This is a genomic window from Pseudomonas protegens, from assembly GCF_013407925.2.
Classification (GTDB): domain Bacteria; phylum Pseudomonadota; class Gammaproteobacteria; order Pseudomonadales; family Pseudomonadaceae; genus Aquipseudomonas; species Aquipseudomonas fluorescens_AP.
This window is the reverse complement of sequence record NZ_CP060201.1, coordinates 2,187,636-2,203,796: the sequence shown is the minus strand read 5'-3', so window position 1 is coordinate 2,203,796 and position 16,161 is coordinate 2,187,636. Positions and strand designations below refer to the sequence as shown.

12 protein-coding genes are annotated in these 16,161 nt (G+C 61.4%); 4 read left to right on the top strand and 8 right to left on the bottom strand.

Annotation, left to right across the window (positions count from 1 at the left end; translation table 11 throughout):
• Positions 1–63 precede the first annotated feature (63 nt).
• The 6 genes from GGI48_RS10375 to GGI48_RS10350 form a co-directional block, all read right to left on the bottom strand.
• Positions 64–1,659, bottom strand: coding sequence for an ABC transporter substrate-binding protein (locus tag GGI48_RS10375; RefSeq protein WP_179598157.1), 1,596 nt, complete (start codon positions 1,657–1,659; stop codon positions 64–66).
• Positions 1,660–1,737: 78 nt separating this feature from the next.
• On the bottom strand, positions 1,738–3,144 hold the full coding sequence (locus GGI48_RS10370; RefSeq protein WP_016968406.1) for an OprD family porin: 1,407 nt from the start codon (positions 3,142–3,144) through the stop codon (positions 1,738–1,740).
• A gap of 166 nt (positions 3,145–3,310) precedes the next feature.
• Positions 3,311–4,912 (bottom strand): ABC transporter substrate-binding protein, encoded by a 1,602-nt coding sequence (locus GGI48_RS10365; protein WP_179598155.1) that lies wholly within the window; start codon positions 4,910–4,912, stop codon positions 3,311–3,313.
• Between the two features lie 308 nt (positions 4,913–5,220).
• Positions 5,221–6,846: an ABC transporter substrate-binding protein gene (locus tag GGI48_RS10360; RefSeq protein ID WP_016968404.1), complete on the bottom strand. Its 1,626-nt coding sequence runs from the start codon at positions 6,844–6,846 to the stop codon at positions 5,221–5,223.
• An 814-nt stretch (positions 6,847–7,660) separates the two neighbouring features.
• Positions 7,661–8,224 carry a cupin domain-containing protein gene (locus tag GGI48_RS10355; RefSeq protein WP_016968403.1) on the bottom strand — a complete coding sequence of 188 codons (564 nt, stop codon included), beginning with the start codon at positions 8,222–8,224 and terminating at the stop codon, positions 7,661–7,663.
• A gap of 194 nt (positions 8,225–8,418) precedes the next feature.
• A complete protein-coding gene (locus GGI48_RS10350; RefSeq protein WP_016968402.1) occupies positions 8,419–9,135 on the bottom strand; it encodes an SIMPL domain-containing protein in 717 nt (238 codons plus the stop codon).
• A gap of 230 nt (positions 9,136–9,365) precedes the next feature.
• On the opposite strand from GGI48_RS10350, the gene GGI48_RS10345 reads away from it, so the two are divergent.
• From GGI48_RS10345 to GGI48_RS10335, 3 genes are all read left to right on the top strand, one after another.
• Complete coding sequence (locus GGI48_RS10345; RefSeq protein WP_179598153.1) at positions 9,366–10,628, top strand: ATP-binding protein; 1,263 nt, start codon at positions 9,366–9,368, stop codon at positions 10,626–10,628.
• A complete protein-coding gene (locus tag GGI48_RS10340) occupies positions 10,621–11,181 on the top strand; it encodes a response regulator transcription factor (protein WP_016968400.1) in 561 nt (186 codons plus the stop codon). The genes GGI48_RS10345 and GGI48_RS10340 overlap by 8 nt, the downstream gene beginning before the upstream one ends.
• 98 nt (positions 11,182–11,279) lie before the next feature.
• Complete coding sequence (locus GGI48_RS10335) at positions 11,280–13,007, top strand: ABC transporter ATP-binding protein/permease (RefSeq protein ID WP_179598152.1); 1,728 nt, start codon at positions 11,280–11,282, stop codon at positions 13,005–13,007.
• Positions 13,008–13,152: 145 nt separating this feature from the next.
• Here the strand turns inward: GGI48_RS10335 and GGI48_RS10330 are convergent, their stop codons facing one another.
• Both GGI48_RS10330 and GGI48_RS10325 read right to left on the bottom strand, forming a co-directional pair.
• The gene (locus GGI48_RS10330) at positions 13,153–13,344 is read right to left on the bottom strand and encodes a hypothetical protein (protein ID WP_179598151.1); all 192 of its coding nucleotides are present in this window, start codon (positions 13,342–13,344) and stop codon (positions 13,153–13,155) included.
• A gap of 13 nt (positions 13,345–13,357) precedes the next feature.
• A complete protein-coding gene (locus tag GGI48_RS10325) occupies positions 13,358–14,998 on the bottom strand; it encodes a phospholipase (protein ID WP_179598149.1) in 1,641 nt (546 codons plus the stop codon).
• 167 nt (positions 14,999–15,165) lie between these two features.
• Here GGI48_RS10325 and GGI48_RS10320 point away from each other — a divergent pair, with 167 nt between their 5' ends.
• The gene (locus tag GGI48_RS10320) at positions 15,166–16,107 is read left to right on the top strand and encodes an AEC family transporter (protein ID WP_179598147.1); all 942 of its coding nucleotides are present in this window, start codon (positions 15,166–15,168) and stop codon (positions 16,105–16,107) included.
• Positions 16,108–16,161: the final 54 nt, after the last annotated feature.

The window sequence follows — 16,161 nt, the reverse complement described above, 5'->3', positions numbered from 1 at the left end:
ACCTCAATCAGCCGGTTAGGCGTACCCGCCACCCTTGGGGTCAAGGGCGGCGGGCGTTTCTTATCACTTCACTTGGGTGGTCGCGAAGTTGTTGGTGGTCAGGGGGCTCTGGTGGTAACCCTCGACGTTCTTGCGCATGGCGGTGAACATTTTCGGATAGGCCATGGGAATCCAGGGTTGGTCCTGTTGGAAAACCAGCAGTGCTTTTTCATAGAGCGCGGCGCGCTTGGCAGGTTCAGCGTCGGCGCGGGCCTGGTCGATCAGCTGCTGGAACTCCTTATTGCACCAGCGGGCGTAGTTTTCGCCGTTTTTCGCTGCGTCACAACTCAGGTTCGGGGTCAGGAAGTTGTCCGGGTCACCGTTATCCCCAGCCCAGCCGGCCGACACCATATCGTGTTCGCCGTTTTTCGCACGCTTGAGCATCTCGCCCCATTCCATGACGCGGATATCGAGCTTGAGGCCGATCTTGGCCAGGTCGGCCTGCATCATCTGCGCGCCCAGCAGGGGATTGGGGTTGGTCGGGCCGCCGCCGTTGCGGGTGAACAGGGTGATCACCGTACCATCCGGCACCCCGGCTTCCTTGAGCAGGGCCCGGGCCTTGTCCAGATCCCGGGGCGGATTCTTCAGGCTGTTGTTGAAGCCCAGCAGGGTCGGCGGGTAAGGGCCGGTGCCGATCAGCGCGTTGCCTTTGCCGTAGAGGCTGTTGACGTAGGCTTCCTTGTCGAAGGCGATGTCGATGGCTTTGCGTACCCGCACGTCGCTCATGTATGGGCGGGTGGTGTTCATGGCGATGTAGCCGGTGGTCATGGCCGCCAGTTCGTCGACCTTGAGGTTGGGGTCGGCCTTGATGCTGGGAATGTCATCGGGCTTGGGGTACAGGGCAACCTGGCACTCGTTGGCCTTGAGCTTCTGCAGGCGCACGTTGTTGTCGGTGGTGATCGCCAGTACCAGCGGGTCGGCCGGTGGCTTGCCGCGGAAGTAGTCCGGGTTGGCCTTGAAGCGGACCTGGGCGTCCTTGGCGTAACGCGTGAAAATGAAGGGGCCGGTGCCGATGGGCTTGCTGTTGAGGTCGGCTGTCTTGCCTTCCTTGAGCAGCTTGTCGGCGTATTCCGCCGGGTAGATCGATGAGAAGGCCATGGCGATGTCGGCCAGGAACGGTGCCTCGCGGCGGGTCAGGGTGAAGACCACGGTGTGCTCGTCGGTCTTTTCGACGCTTTTGAGCAGTTCCTTGAAGCCCATGCTTTCGAAGTAGGGGAAGCCCACGCTGGACTTGTCATGCCAGGGGTGCTTCGGGTCCAGCTGGCGCTGGAAGCTCCAGAGCACGTCGTCGGCATTCATGTCGCGGGTCGGGGTGAAGTAGTCGGTGCTGTGGAACTTGACACCCTTGCGCAGGTGGAAGGTGTATTGCAGGCCGTCCGGGCTGATGTCCCAGGACTCGGCCAGGGCGGGCTCGATGTCAGTGGTGCCGGGCTTGAAGTCCACCAGCCGGTTGAAGATGGTTTCCGCCACTGCGTCGGCCGTGACTGCAGTCGTGTACTGGACCATATCGAAGCCTTCCGGGCTGGCTTCGGTACAGACCACCAAGGGTTTGGCTGTGGCGCCCAGGGCGGCGCTCAGCAGGGCGGCGCCAATGGCCGCTTTCAGGGGAAGCATGTTCATCAGGAACCCTCTGCAATCGATTGAACCAGATTAGCTTGAACGGCGGATTCGTCATGAACCCGCCCTTCAACTGGTGGCTTAGAGAATGTTGAACGGGATGGTGGTAACCAGGCGGAACTCGTTGATGTTGCCGTCGGCCTGGTTCTTGCTGGCGCGGTGCGTGGTGTAGGTGGCACGGATCGCGGTGGCTTTGAGTGGCCCGCTCTGCACGGCGTAGGAGGCGCCGATGCCGTATTCGTAGTGGGTTTCGCCATCCATGGTCCTCACGCCGTAGAGTTTGCCTTCGGAGTTGATGCCGCCGTAGGCGCTGCCGGTGTAGTGGGTGCCGTCGATGCCCCAGCCGCGAGCCTGGTAGACGTTGAACTTGAGGCCAGGCACGCCGTATTCGGCCATGTTCAGGCCGTAGGCGATCTGGAAGGATTTCTCGTTCGGGCCGTTGAAGTCCGAGAGCAGGGAGTTGGCCAGGTAGATGCCGTTGGTTTCGTGCAGGTAGTCGAAGTACTCGTTGCCGCTGACTTCCTGGTACGAGAAGGTCAGGCTGTGGGCCTGGTGGGTCAGCCCCATGGACAGGGAGTAGGTATCGTTGTCGATTTCGCCCATCTCTTTCTTGCCGGTGTCGACGGTCTTGTAGTAGTTCAGGCCGGTGGTCAGGCTCAGCACCGAGCTGTCGCCCAGCTCGTGGGTGGCGCCGAAGTAGTACTGGTTCCAGAAGTCTTCCACCTTGGAGGCGTAGAGGCTGGTCTTCAGGCTTTTCAGCGGCTGGTAGTTGAGGCCGACGATGCTCACGCGGTCAGTCTCGGCGGTGTTGCTGGTGTACTCGGAACGGAATTTCGACAGGCTCTGTTCGGTCCGTGGCGATACCCGGTCGAAGGTGCCGGCATCGAACGACAGGTTGTTGAACTCTTCGCTGTGGATGCTCACCCCTTCGAAGCTCGAAGGCAGCGCACGGTTGCCGATGACGTCGACGATCGGCGTGCTGAAGTTCTGCCGGCCGGCGGTCAGGGTGGTGTTGGATACGCGGAACTTGACGTTGGCCAGACCGAGCTTGCTCCACTGGCCCACGGCGTCGCCGTCGGAATGGGTCAGGGTGCGGTTGTTCTTGCCGGCGATGTCCTTGCGGTCGCGATCCAGGGCAATGGCGTTGTAGGCCGCGACTTCGGTGCTGACCCCCACGGTGCCTTCGGTGAAACCGGAGCTGTAGTTGAGGATGGTGCCCTGGACCCAGTTGATGCGACGCGGAGTCGAGGTATCGACGCCATTGTGGTTGTACGAAAAACGGTCATTGCGGCGTTTCAGCTCGTTGGCGTACCAGTTGCGCGTGGTGCCCGACAGGCTCTGCCCTTCGACGAAACCCTTGGCCTCAGCCTGGGCGTTGGTGCTGTTCTGTACAGTCGGGACGAAATCCTGGCTGACGTTCTCCGCATAGGCCGTGGCGGTGATGCTACTGATAGCTAAGGCTAACAATGCGCTGCTGCTCAGTTTCATGGGTGAAGCTCCTTTATTTTCTTTTTTAGATGCCGGTTTTTTTCGGCCGGCTGGTTTTTGGAACTCATTCACGGCATCGCAAACGTTTGCATGCGGCTTGATCGCCGAATTCAGGCAAAGCGCCTACGTGAGGACGAAAATCGTCCTCAAGGTTTTGACTCATCGGTTATGGGGCCAGGCTGACACCCGAGAAGGTGTTGCGGCCGAAAGGACTGACCTTGAAACCCTCGACTTTCGCGCTCAATGGCTGACTGATCGTCGAGTGGGCCACCGGCGTGATCGGCACCTGCTGCTTGAGCAGCTGTTGGGCTTGTTTATAAAGCTCGGTGCGTTGCTGGCGGTCGGTCACTAGCTTGGCTTGCTTGATCAGCTTGTCGTACTGCGGGTCGCACCACATGGAGTAGTTGTTGCCGCCGATGGCGTCACAGCTGTACAGGGTGCCCAGCCAGTTGTCCGGGTCGCCGTTGTCTCCGGTCCAGCCGATCAGGCTGATGTCGTGTTCGCCATTCTTGGTGCGCTTGATGTACTCGCCCCATTCGTAGCTGACGATCTTCACCTTGAGGCCGATCTTCGCCCAGTCGGACTGCAGCATTTCCGCCATCAGCTTGGCATTGGGGTTGTAGGGACGCTGCACGGGCATGGCCCAGAGGGTGATTTCCGTGCCTTCCTTGACCCCGGCGGCCTTGAGCAGTTCGCGGGCCTTTTCCGGGTTGTAGGCCGCGTCCTTGATGGTTTCGTCGTAGGACCACTGGGTCGGTGGCATGGCGTTGACCGCCAGCTGGCCGGCCCCCTGGTACACGGCGTTGAGGATGCTGGGCTTGTTCACCGCCATGTCCAGTGCCTGGCGCACTTCGAGGCGGTCGAAGGGTTTGTGTTGCACGTTGTAGGCGATGTAGCCGAGGTTGAAGCCGGGCTTCTCGATGACTTGCAGTTTTGGGTCGTTTTTCAGCGCATCGATATCCGCGGGGCGCGGGTGCAGGGTCACCTGGCATTCGCCGGCCCGCAGCTTCTGCACCCGTACCGAGGCGTCGGTGTTGATGGCGAAGATCAACCGGTCGAGCTTGACCCGGCTCGGGTCCCAATAGTGCGGGTTGGCGGCGTAGCGGATCTGCGAGTCTTTCTGATAGCGCTGGAACACGAACGGTCCGGTGCCGATGGGCTTCTGGTTGATCAGGCTCGGGGTGCCGGCCTTGAGCAGTTGCTCGGCGTATTCGGCGGAGAGGATCGCGGCAAAGCTCATGGCCAGGTTCTGGATGAACGCCGCGTCCACGCTATTGAGGGTCATGACCACGGTCAGCGGATCGGTTTTCTCGACCTTGGCGATGTTCTTGTTCAGGCTCATGCCGTTGAAGTAGGGAAACTCTGTCGGGTAGGCCTTACGGAATGGGTGATTGGCGTCGAGCATGCGGTTGAAGGTGAACAGCACGTCGTCGGCGTTGAGGTCGCGGGTGGGCTTGAAGTACGGGGTGCTGTGGAACTTCACCCCTTCACGCAGGTGAAAGCGGTAGGTGAGGCCGTCCTCGGAAATGTCCCAGCTTTTGGCCAGGGCGGGCAGCACGTTGGTCGCGCCCTTCTCGAATTCCACCAGGCGGTTGTACAGCGGCTCGGCGGCGTCGTTGTCGGTGGCGGTGGTGTATTGCGCCGTGTCAAAGCCCGCCGGGCTGCCTTCGGAACAGAACACCAGGCTGCGCTCGGCGGCGCCGCCGGTAGCGCTGGCGGCCAGCAGGCTGCTCCCTACCAGGGCCGAGAAAATCAGGGAATGACGCATAACGGTCCATCTCCATTTTTTGTTGTGATGATCAATCGACCCTGGCTCCTTCCTGGAGCCTGTACAGGTCATTGATGCCAAACCATGGCTGTAGCAAAGGTCCGCCGACAGACGCAGCCTTGCCTGGCCTCGACGTTAAGGGTCGAAGGCCGGGGCGTATATCCGCTGTGCCTGAAAGCCCTGTAAGAATCGGCTGTAAATTCGCGGGACCGCTCTTTGCCGAGGCGGTATGTCGAAGGTAGGCCGGGTGCTTACTGTGCGGGCCGGTAAAACAACGGCGACGTCAGGGACGCCGCCGTTGCCGGGCCTTATTTGCCGATGCTGACACCATAGAAGGAGTTCAAGCCGAAGGGGCTGATCTTGAAGTCCTGCACGTTGGCGCGCATGGGTTGGAACACCGTCGAGTGTGCGATAGGTGTCATCGGAACGGCGTCTTTGAGGATGTGTTGCGCCTGCTTGTACAGCTCGGTGCGTTTGGCCACATCCGACGTGGCCTTGGCTTGCTTGATCAGCGCGTCGTAAGGCTTGTCGCACCATTTCGAGAAGTTGTTGCCATTGAGCGCATCGCAGCCGAACAGGGTGCCGAGCCAGTTGTCGGGGTCACCGTTGTCACCGCTCCAGCCAATGATCATGGCCTGGTTCTCGCCGCCCTTGGAGCGCTTGATGTACTCGCCCCACTCGTAGCTGACGATGTTGACCTTGAGTCCGATCTTGGCCCAGTCGGACTGCAGCATTTCCGCCATCAGCTTGGCGTTGGGGTTGTAGGGGCGTTGTACCGGCATGGCCCACAGGGTGATCTGGGTGCCTTCCTTGATGCCGGCTTCCTTGAGCAACTGCTTGGCTTTCTCAGGGTCGTACTTGGCGTCCTTGATGGTGGTGTCGTAGGACCACTGGGTCGGTGGCATGGCGTTGACCGCCAGCTGGCCGGCGCCCTGGTAGACCGAGTCGATGATTTGCGGCTTGTTGACGGCCATGTCCAGTGCCTGGCGAACCTTGAGGTCGGCCAGCGGGTTGGCGTCGGTACGGCCCTTGAGCACCGGCATCACGTTGTAGGCGATGTAGCCGAGGTTGAAGCCGGCCTGTTCAGGCATCTTCAGGTCCTTGTCTTCCTTGAGCGCCTTGAGGTCGGCCGGACGCGGGAACAGGGTCACCTGGCATTCGTTCTTCTTCAGCTTTTGAATGCGCACCGATGGGTCGGTGGTGATGGCGAAGATCAGGTTGTCGATCTTCACGTCTTCAGGCTTCCAGTAGTCCTTGTTGCCGGTGTAGCGGATGTTGGAGTCTTTCTGGTAGCTCTTGAACACGAACGGGCCAGTGCCGATCGGCTTCTGGTTGATGTCGCTGGCCTTGCCTTCTTTGAGCAGCTTGTCGGCGTACTCGGCGGACTGGATCGAGGCGAAGCTCATGGCCAGGTTCTGGATGAACGCGGCGTCCACGGTCTTCAGGGTGAACTTGACGGTCTTGTCGTCGAGCTTCTCGACCTTGGTGATGTTGGTGTCCATCCCCATGTCGGTGAAGTACGGGAATTCGGTGGGGTAGGCCTTACGGAACGGCATGTCCTTGTCGAGCATGCGGTTGAAGGTGAACAGCACGTCATCGGCGTTGAAGGTACGGGTCGGGGTGAAGTAGGGCGTGGTGTGGAACTTGACGCCTTCACGCAGATGGAAGGTGTAGGTCAGGCCGTCGTCCGAGATGTCCCAGCTGGTGGCCAGGCCCGGGATGACGGCGGTGCCGCCACGTTCGAACTGGCTGAGGCGGTTGTACAGGGTTTCGGCTGAGGCGTCGAAGTCGGTTCCGGTGGTGTACTGGCCTGGGTCGAAACCGGCCGGGCTCCCTTCAGAGCAGAACACCAGGTTAGTCGCCGCCTGGGCGAAGGGGGCACTGGCAAGCAAGCCGGCGCTGACTAAAAACGGAAGGACTGCTTTCTTGAACATGGTGGCCTCATGATTTGTTGTCATTTTTGGAGTAGAGGGCGACCTTGTGAGTCGACCCGCCGATACTTATGCAGGCCCCGTACCCAATGCAAGATGCGGGGCGGACACAAGCCTCAAAGAGTGGAACGAACGTACAGGAATGACGCATTTGTATAAAACTTGACGCATTTGATCGTTTGCGCGGGTTGTTTCTGCTGCATACGTCGCCTTTTTCTTGGGCCGCCAGGGCGGGCCGCGCCTCCAATCGGTGCTTGGCTGGCGCAGGTGCCGACCGGCTTGTGTCGGAGCCGCCAGGCCGTGGCTGGCGCACACAGGGGCTCGACGCATTCGCTTGAGCGGATGACGGCGTTCGCTGGGTTAGGGGAGGCCGTGGGAGACGGATGCCCGGGACCTTGCAGGCGATGGCGGGTGAACAGCGCATCGTCGGCGGTGTGGGAGTCTTGGCTCGCAGTGAGGTTGTCACTGTGGAGGTTGCGGAAGGCGTTCGAGCGTCCGCTGGGCTGGGTCAGCCTCGTTGTTTGCCAAACCTGAAGCGCAAAGGTCTTACACATGCAAACCTCATTTTTTCTTCTTCTAGGGCAGATCTGAGGATTGGCCTTGTGGGCCGTGGCAATTCGCCTTGCTATGGGGCGTTGAGCCAGCCCCATGGACCCTGTGCGGCGACGGCGATCGCTTGTTATATGGTTGATTGTCGATTCGCCGATGCCGAAATTAAGTCATGCTGAAATCGTGGTCAACGAAAATTAAGCCTGACTAACATTTCTCTACGGCACAGTGCCGCGTGTGAGGCGCCATGGGCGGCTGTGGAGTCGGCTCAGGCCGCCGAATGATCGTCGAACAGGCCCATGGTGGTGACGGTCAGCACTTCCGCCGGGCCATGGCCTGCATTGGCCAGGAAATGGCTCTTGGTCGCGTCGAAGTGCACCGAGTCTCCGGCACTGAGCGGGTATTGCTGACCTTCGATGGTGTAGACGATCTGCCCGGAAAGCACGTAGGAAAACTCCGAGCCGTCATGGGAGATCAGCTCCGACTGATAACCCACCGGTATGTTCATCTTCACCGCGTTGATCAGGTTGCCGGGGAAGGAACTGGACAGCCGCTCGTAGGCCAGAGGCTGGCCCTCGATGGTGTAGCGCACCCGCTTGCCGTCGTGGGAGTCGGGCTGTGCCTGGATCGGCTGGTCGAACAGGGCGTTCAGGGGAACGTTCAGCGACTTGGCAATGTTCACCAGGGAGGAGATGGAGACCCCGGTGAGGTTGCGTTCTGCCTGGGAGAGGAAACTGGCGGTCAGTCCCGATTCACTGGCGATCTGACGCAAGGTTTTCTTGGCGGCGCGGCGATAGCGACGCAGGCGTTCGCCGATGCGATCTGCGGTCATTGTCGAGACTCTTATTGGATAGGCGCGGTTATACCCTGTGGACGTCAGTCACCTCTGACTGGCCCGGTACCGGGGTCGTAACTCTAACATCACCGAGCCGAGTTCCCCGGGTCCGGCTTGAAATAGTAGGTAATGAAAAACGGCGATAACCTTTCTGTAGAAGGTTATCGCCGCTGGAAGAGGCCGGGAAAAGATTACGGCATCAGCACTTCGATGGCGCCATCGGCGGTCATGCTGACCTGGCTGGTGCCGGCTTCCACTTCCGGGGTCACTGGTGCCGAGTCCATGCTGGCGGCCTTCATCATCATCGGTGCGCGCAGATAGGGCTGTGGATAACCGTTGCTGTTGAGGTTCAGGTTGACGATCTTGTAGCCCTTGCCGCCCAGGGCCTCGGTGGCCAGTTGCGCGCGGGCCTTGAACGCCTTGACCGCATCCTTGAGCAGGGCATCTTCGCTGGCCTTGCGGGTCGGATCGGCGATGGCGAAGTCCATGCCGGCCATTTTCAGGTCGCCCAGCAGCTCGCCGGTGAGCTTGGACAGGGCGGCGAAGTCGGCGCTTTCCAGGCGCAGCTCGGCGCGCTCACGCCAGCCGGTGATCTTCTGGCCCTTGCCGTCGTAGATCGGATAGCTGTTGCGGCTGCCCTGGCGCAGGGTCACGTCCTTGACCTGGCGGGCCTGCTCCAGGGCTTTGTTCATGGCGGTGGTGATTTCTGCTGCGAGCTTGGCCGGGTCGCTGTTCTGCGATTCGCTGTAGAGGGTCACGATCATCAGGTCGCGGGCCACTTCCTGGCTGACTTCGGCGCGTAGGGAAATCTGGTTGTAGTGCAGTTCATCGGCGGCCAGGGCGGGCAGGCTGGTGAGCGTGCCGGCGCTGAGGGCCAGAAGGGCGAGGCTGCGACTGAAATGCGGCATGGAAACTCCTTGAGTGCGGTCCACAGGGTTGATCCCGACCTGCGTGAAACCTTCAGACCGACAAGGCCGTGGCAAGTTTCAAGCCGCAAGCGGCAAGCCACTAGGCTTGTAGCTGAATGCTTGCAGCTTGCAACTGTTTTTCTGTGACGCTTTGCCGCAGTTTTGCCTGCGTCGGGGGCTGCTTGGTTATACTCCCGCCGATTGCCCTGGAGCGCTCATCAGGAGAGCTCATGCTCGCCCCCTTAAAATTGCTGTCCGCTACCCGTCAGAATCTCTGGCGGCTGACCTTCATCCGCACCCTGGTGCTGGCCGCCCAGGCCGGTTCGGTAGGGCTCGCCTATTGGCTGGATCTGTTGCCCCTGCCCTGGCTGCAGCTGGGTGTGACCCTGATGTTTTCCATGGTGCTCTGCGCCTTCACGGCCATCCGCCTGCGCACCTCATGGCCGGTAACGGAGCTGGAATATGCCCTGCAGCTGGCCTGTGACCTGTTTATCCACAGCGTGCTGCTGTATTTCTCCGGGGGCTCCACCAACCCCTTCGTCTCCTATTACTTGGTGCCCCTGACGATTGCCGCGGTGACCTTGCCCTGGCGCTATTCGGTGGTGCTGTCGGGCATCGCGCTGACGCTCTACACCTTGCTGCTGGCCCGCTTCTATCCCTTGCAGACCTTCCCCATCGCCCGGGAAAACCTGCAGGTGTACGGCATGTGGCTGAGTTTCGCCCTGGCGGCGGCGGTGATCACCTTCTTCGCCGCGCGCATGGCCGAAGAGCTGCGCCGCCAGGAAGAGCTGCGGGCGATCCGCCGCGAAGAGGGGCTGCGGGATCAGCAATTGCTGGCCGTGGCGACCCAGGCCGCCGGCGCCGCCCATGAGCTGGGTACGCCGCTGGCGACCATGAGCGTATTGCTCAAGGAGATGCGCCAGGACCATCCCGACCCGCTGTTGCAGGATGACCTCAGCGTGCTCCAGGACCAGGTCAAGTTGTGCAAGGAAACCCTGCAGCAACTGGTGCGCGCCGCCGAGGCCAATCGCCGTATGGCGGTAGAGATGCAGGAAGTCACCCAGTGGCTGGACGAAGCCTTGAATCGCTGGCACCTGATGCGCCCCGAGGCCAGCTACCGCTTTCATCTGCTGGGAGAGGGGCCGGTGCCGCGCCTGGCGCCGCCGCCGGACCTGACCCAGGCCTTGCTCAATCTGTTGAACAATGCAGCCGATGCCTGTGCCGAAGGCCTGGAAGTGCGCCTGGACTGGGATGCGGAAAACCTCACCATCAGTATTCGCGACCACGGCGCCGGAGTACCCTTGGCCATCGCCGAGCAGATCGGCAAGCCGTTTTTTACCACCAAGGGCAAAGGCTTCGGCCTGGGCCTGTTTTTGAGCAAGGCCAGCGTGACCCGTGCTGGCGGCTCAGTGAAACTCTACAGTCATGAGGAAGGCGGAACGCTCACTGAGCTGCGCCTGCCTCGTGCCGCCCGAGGAGACGACCATGAGTGAAGAGATCCAAGTCGAAGGCGAAGAACTGCCGCATTTGTTGCTGGTGGACGATGACGCCACCTTTACCCGGGTCATGGCCCGGGCCATGAGCCGGCGGGGTTTTCGCGTCAGTACCGCAGGTTCCGCGGAAGAGGGCCTGAGCATCGCCCAGCAGGATCTGCCGGACTACGCCGCGCTGGACTTGAAGATGGACGGCGACTCCGGGTTGGTGCTGTTGCCCAAGCTGCTGGAGCTGGATCCGGAAATGCGTGTGCTGATCCTCACCGGCTACTCGAGCATCGCGACAGCGGTGGAGGCCATCAAGCGCGGCGCCTGCAACTACCTGTGCAAGCCGGCGGACGCCGATGACGTGCTGGCCGCGCTGCTCTCCGAACACGCCGACCTGGACACCCTGGTGCCGGAAAACCCGATGTCCGTGGACCGTCTGCAATGGGAGCACATCCAGCGCGTGCTGACCGAGCACGAAGGCAATATCTCCGCCACTGCCCGTGCGCTGGGCATGCATCGCCGCACCTTGCAGCGCAAATTGCAGAAGCGCCCCGTCCGTCGCTGAACCGCGACTGAACGAATGTCCGCCGGGCATCGTGAAAAAGCGAGCCGATCTACTAAGATCGGCTCAATGCTTGTCCTCTTTCCAATCGAGCCTCAACGATGAATCAGAACGCTGAATACTCTGCGGTCAACGATGCTGTGCGCGGTCAATTCTTCCGACGGGTCTGGGCCATGATCACGCCTTACTGGCGCAGCGAGGAGAAGGGCAAGGCCTGGCTGCTGCTGATTGCCGTGATTGGCTTGTCGCTGTTCAGCGTGGCCATCTCGGTGTGGATCAACAGTTGGTACAAGGACTTCTACAACGCCTTGCAGAAAAAGGACGAAGCGGCGTTCTGGAGCCTGATCCTGTATTTCTGCGGGATCGCCGCGGTGGCCATTCTCGGGGCGGTCTATCGTCTCTACCTGACCCAGATGCTGACCATCCGCTGGCGGGCCTGGCTGACTGAGAGGCACTTTGCCCGCTGGCTCGGTAACAAGAACTACTATCGGCTGGAGCAGGGCGGCTACACCGACAACCCGGACCAGCGGATTTCCGAAGACCTCAACAGCTTCACCAGCAATACCTTGTCCCTGGGCCTGGGGCTGATTCGCAACATCGTGAGCCTGGTGTCGTTCTCGATCATCCTGTGGGGCGTGTCCGGCAGCATCGAGGTGTTCGGCTACACCATTCCCGGCTACATGTTCTGGTGTGCGCTGGTGTATGCGGCGGTCGGCAGCTGGCTGACCCACTTGATCGGGCGTCGCTTGATCGGCCTCAACAACCAGCAACAACGTTTTGAAGCCGATTTGCGTTTTTCCATGGTGCGGGTCCGGGAGAACGCCGAGAGCATTGCCCTGTATGACGGTGAGAAAAACGAGAATCAGCGCCTGAGCAGCCGCTTCGGCAAGGTCTGGCACAACTTCTGGGACATCATGAAGGTGTCCAAGCGCCTGACCTTTTTCACCGCCGGTTACGGTCAGATCGCGATCATCTTCCCGTTCATCGTCGCCGCGCCGCGCTACTTCGCCGGCAAGATCGAGCTGGGCGAGCTGATGCAGATCAACTCGGCCTTCGGCAACGTCCAGGAGAACTTCAGCTGGTTCATCAGCGCCTATTCGGACCTGGCCGCCTGGCGCGCCACCTGTGATCGTCTGCTGAGCTTTCGCCAGGCCATGAGCGAAAACGAAGAGTGCCCGCCGGCAATCGACGTGCAGCACCAGGGCGAGCAATTGCAAGTGCGTGACCTGAGCCTGGACCTGGCAGACGGCCGCCATCTGCTGGCCGGAGCCCAGATGACCGTGAATCCCGGCGAGCGGTTGATGCTCAGTGGCCGCTCCGGCAGTGGCAAGAGCACCCTGCTGCGCGCCATGGGCCGGTTATGGCCGACGGGGCACGGCAGCATTCTGCTACCCAATCAGCGCTACCTGTTCCTGCCGCAGAAACCTTACCTGCCCATTGGCAGCCTGCGTGAAGCCTTGAGTTATCCACAGCCGGGCGACAGCTACCCCCAGGAGCGTTATGCGCAGGTCCTGGAGACTTGCCGCCTGCCGCACCTGGTTGCACGCCTGGACGAAAGCAATCACTGGCAACGCATGTTGTCCCCGGGTGAACAGCAGCGTCTGGCCTTTGCCCGGGCGCTGCTCTATGCGCCGCAGTGGCTGTACATGGACGAGGCGACTTCGGCCATGGATGAGGAAGACGAGGCCTGCCTGTACCAGGCACTGATCGATCAGTTGCCGGGCTTGAGCATTGTCAGTGTCGGTCACCGCAGCAGTCTCAAGCGCTTCCACCCGCGGCATGTGCGCATCGAGCAGGGGCATCTGCGGGAGCAGGCTGTCACCGCTTGACGGCGTTGCCGTCAGGGCGGCAGTGGCTCCCTGACGCTCTAATCCTGTCGCAAGCCGCCTGCCAGGGCGGCGCTGGCCCCAGGCTCATGGGGTCGCCATGGGGCTGAGGCCGTTTCGCGGGCAAGCCCGTTCCAACAGAGGGCGATCAGGACGAGTGCAGGATCGAGCGGTCTACACGCACGGCCAGTTGGCCAGTTCCCGGCTTGGCGTTGAAGGCCACCTTGCCATGCTCATCCACGCGCGCTCGGGCAATAGGCGCGCCGTTGAGCAACAGCTCCAGCGGTGCGTCGTTCAGGGATTGGCCCGAGGCCAGTTGCAGGTTCAGTTTGATAGTCATGGTGATGTCCTTATCAGGCGTTGCGATCGATGAAGCGGCTGGTGTTCTTGTCGATGGAGCCGATCAGCTCCGGTGAGCCTGCGCGGAACTGACGGAAGACATTGCGTCCGGTGGCGCTGCTGTTGCTGGTGCCGGGCGGAATGTCCAGGGTGGGCTGGAAGCTGTCGCTCAGTTCCACATAGGCCGACCAGGGGCCGATGTAGGACTCGTTCAAGCCGTTGGTTTCGCTGAGGGCATAACGCACGGCCTGGCCTGGCAGCCAGTTGGGCGCGCTGGGAGTGTGGCTCTGCCAGCCATCGACCAGGATCGTCGGCACCGCGCTTGGGGTGTCCAGATAGCCTGCCGGTTTGTTCGGGCTGTAGTTCTTCAGCAGCAGGTAGGTGCTCCAGCCCCACCAGTTGTCGATGGTCTTGCTGTCGTTGAGGTTGTTGACGTCGCTTCTGCGCAGCACTTTGTCCCCGCTCATCACGAACAGCGGCGAGAAATTGCCGGTTTTCGCCGCGTTCAGATCCGGCAGCGCCTGAAGCGCCCCGTAGCTGCCGGCAGCCGGCAACTGGCCGCTCAGGTAGCAGGCGAAGATCTCGTCCGCCGAACGCTGGACTGCCTGTTTCACTTGCTGGCGATTGCGCTGATCGACACTGTCGAAGTAGCGCTTGTCGCCGTAGGCATGCCAGCGCTCGCCCAGGGCGTTGCTGACATTGAGGCCGAACTTGCTGTCCTCGTCGTGCATGAAGCGGGTGATCAACGAGCCCAGGTCGCTGGGGGTGACCACCGCGGCCAGTTGCTTGCGTGGCACGCGTACATGGCCGGCGGAAAACAGGTCGGTGAGGAAGTGGTCGGCGAAGGCGTTCATCGCGTAGGCCAGTTCCAGCTGCTTGTCGTCCGCGGTTTTGCCGGCCAGAGCGGCTTGCTGCAGGGCTGCGGTGTGCCCGGCGACATAGGCTGCCAGGGCCCATTCGCCAAAGTGGTCGGCGTTGTTGGCCGCCAGTTTCAGGTAGCGGCCCAGGGGAAACAGGGCGGACACCACGCTGCCGCCACCGGTTATCCGGTTCCACTCTTCGGACAAGGTATCGCCCAGGGCGTCGTAGGCTTCATGGGGCTGTTTGCCATCGCGGATCGCCTGATTGGCGGCGAGGACTTCCTTCTGCATCACGGCCAGGATCTGCCGGGCCTCGTCCCTGGACGCCGGCAGCACCGCGAGGGAATTGAAGGCGGCGTTGAAACGCTGCACCCGCTCGGCGGCGGTGGCGCCTTCGCAGATGGGTTGCTCGGGAATGCCGTAGAAGTCGCCCCCCAGGGCCACCACCTGGCCGTAGGTCAGGGCCAGGCCGTTGGGCAGGTGCAGTTCCACCTGCCAGGCCGGAATGGCCGGGCCATCCTTGACGAAGCGCAGCAAGGTGCTGTCACCGATGGCGGTGTGTTCGCCTCCCTCGAAGCGCAATTGAGGCAAGGCCTTGCGGGCGTTGGGCGTCGGCTGGGGAGGGTCTTGTGGGCGGTGGTACTTGACGGTGTGGTGGCCGTCGGCTGTCAGTACCAGGGTGTCGCCATCGCCGTTGATGGCGATGCCCTGTTCGCTGAACAGGCGATCCAGGTCGGCAATGATCTGGCCCGCCGGTTGTGATTGTTGCTGCATCTGTGCAGAGATTCCTGACATTTCTAGCTCCTTGATATGTCATGGTTATGCTTGGATTGACTGTATGTATATACAGTTGTTTTTCAGCATAATTGAAAATCATCGGGCGTCAAGAAGCCCATTGCGACGGCGTTGCTCGATTGGATTATCATTAGCGCCCTAACGACAGGCTCAAGGTCCCCCCGCGCATGCTGGCAATCTTCTTCGAAACCTTGAGCATCACTGCGCCGGTCTTTGCCATGTTGTTTCTTGGGCTGATGCTCAAGCGGGTCGGCTGGATCAACGACAACTTCATTCATACGGCGTCGGCCCTGGTCTTCAATGTCACCATGCCGGCGTTGCTGTTTCTCGGCATCGTTCACGCCGACCTGCATGCCTCGCTAAAACCCGGGGTGCTGATCTACTTTTGTGTGGCCACCCTGGTCTGTTTCGTCCTGGCCTGGTGCTGGGCCATCTGGCGCTGTCCCAAGGAGGATCGGGGGATCTATACCCAGGGGGCATTTCGCGGCAATAACGCGATCATCGGCCTGGCCCTGGCGGCCAGCATGTACGGGGATTACGGGATTTCCCTGGGGGCGTTGCTCGCGGCGCTGGTGATTCTGTTCTACAACACCCTGTCGACCGTTGTCCTGGCGGTCTACAGCCCGGTGATCAAGTCCGATCCCTGGAGCATCTGCAAGAGCGTGTTCAGCAATCCGTTGATTGTCAGCGTGCTGGTGGCCGCGCCGTTCGCCTATTGGCAGATCGGCCTGCCCGGCTGGCTGGAAACCTCGGGCCGCTATCTGGCGCAGATGTCACTGCCGCTGGCGTTGATCTGCATTGGCGGCACCCTGTCCCTGGCGGCCTTGCGCAACAGCGGGCGGATGGCCATGAGTTCGAGTTTGCTGAAGATGGTCAGCCTGCCGACGCTGGCCACCTTCGGTGCGTGGCTGTGCGGTTTTCGCGGCGCGGAGCTGGGGATTCTGTTTCTGTATTTTGGCAGCCCCACCGCGGCGGCGAGCTTTGTCATGGCCCGGGCGGCCAATGGCAATCATGAGCTGGCGGCGGCCATTATCGTGATCACCACAGTGATGGCGGCGGTGACCACCAACATCGGGATCTTTGTCTTGCAGTGGGGCGGTTGGATCTGAGGCTGTTCGCCGCCAAGCCGGCGCCTACTGGGCGGGGGTAGGAGCCGGCTTGGC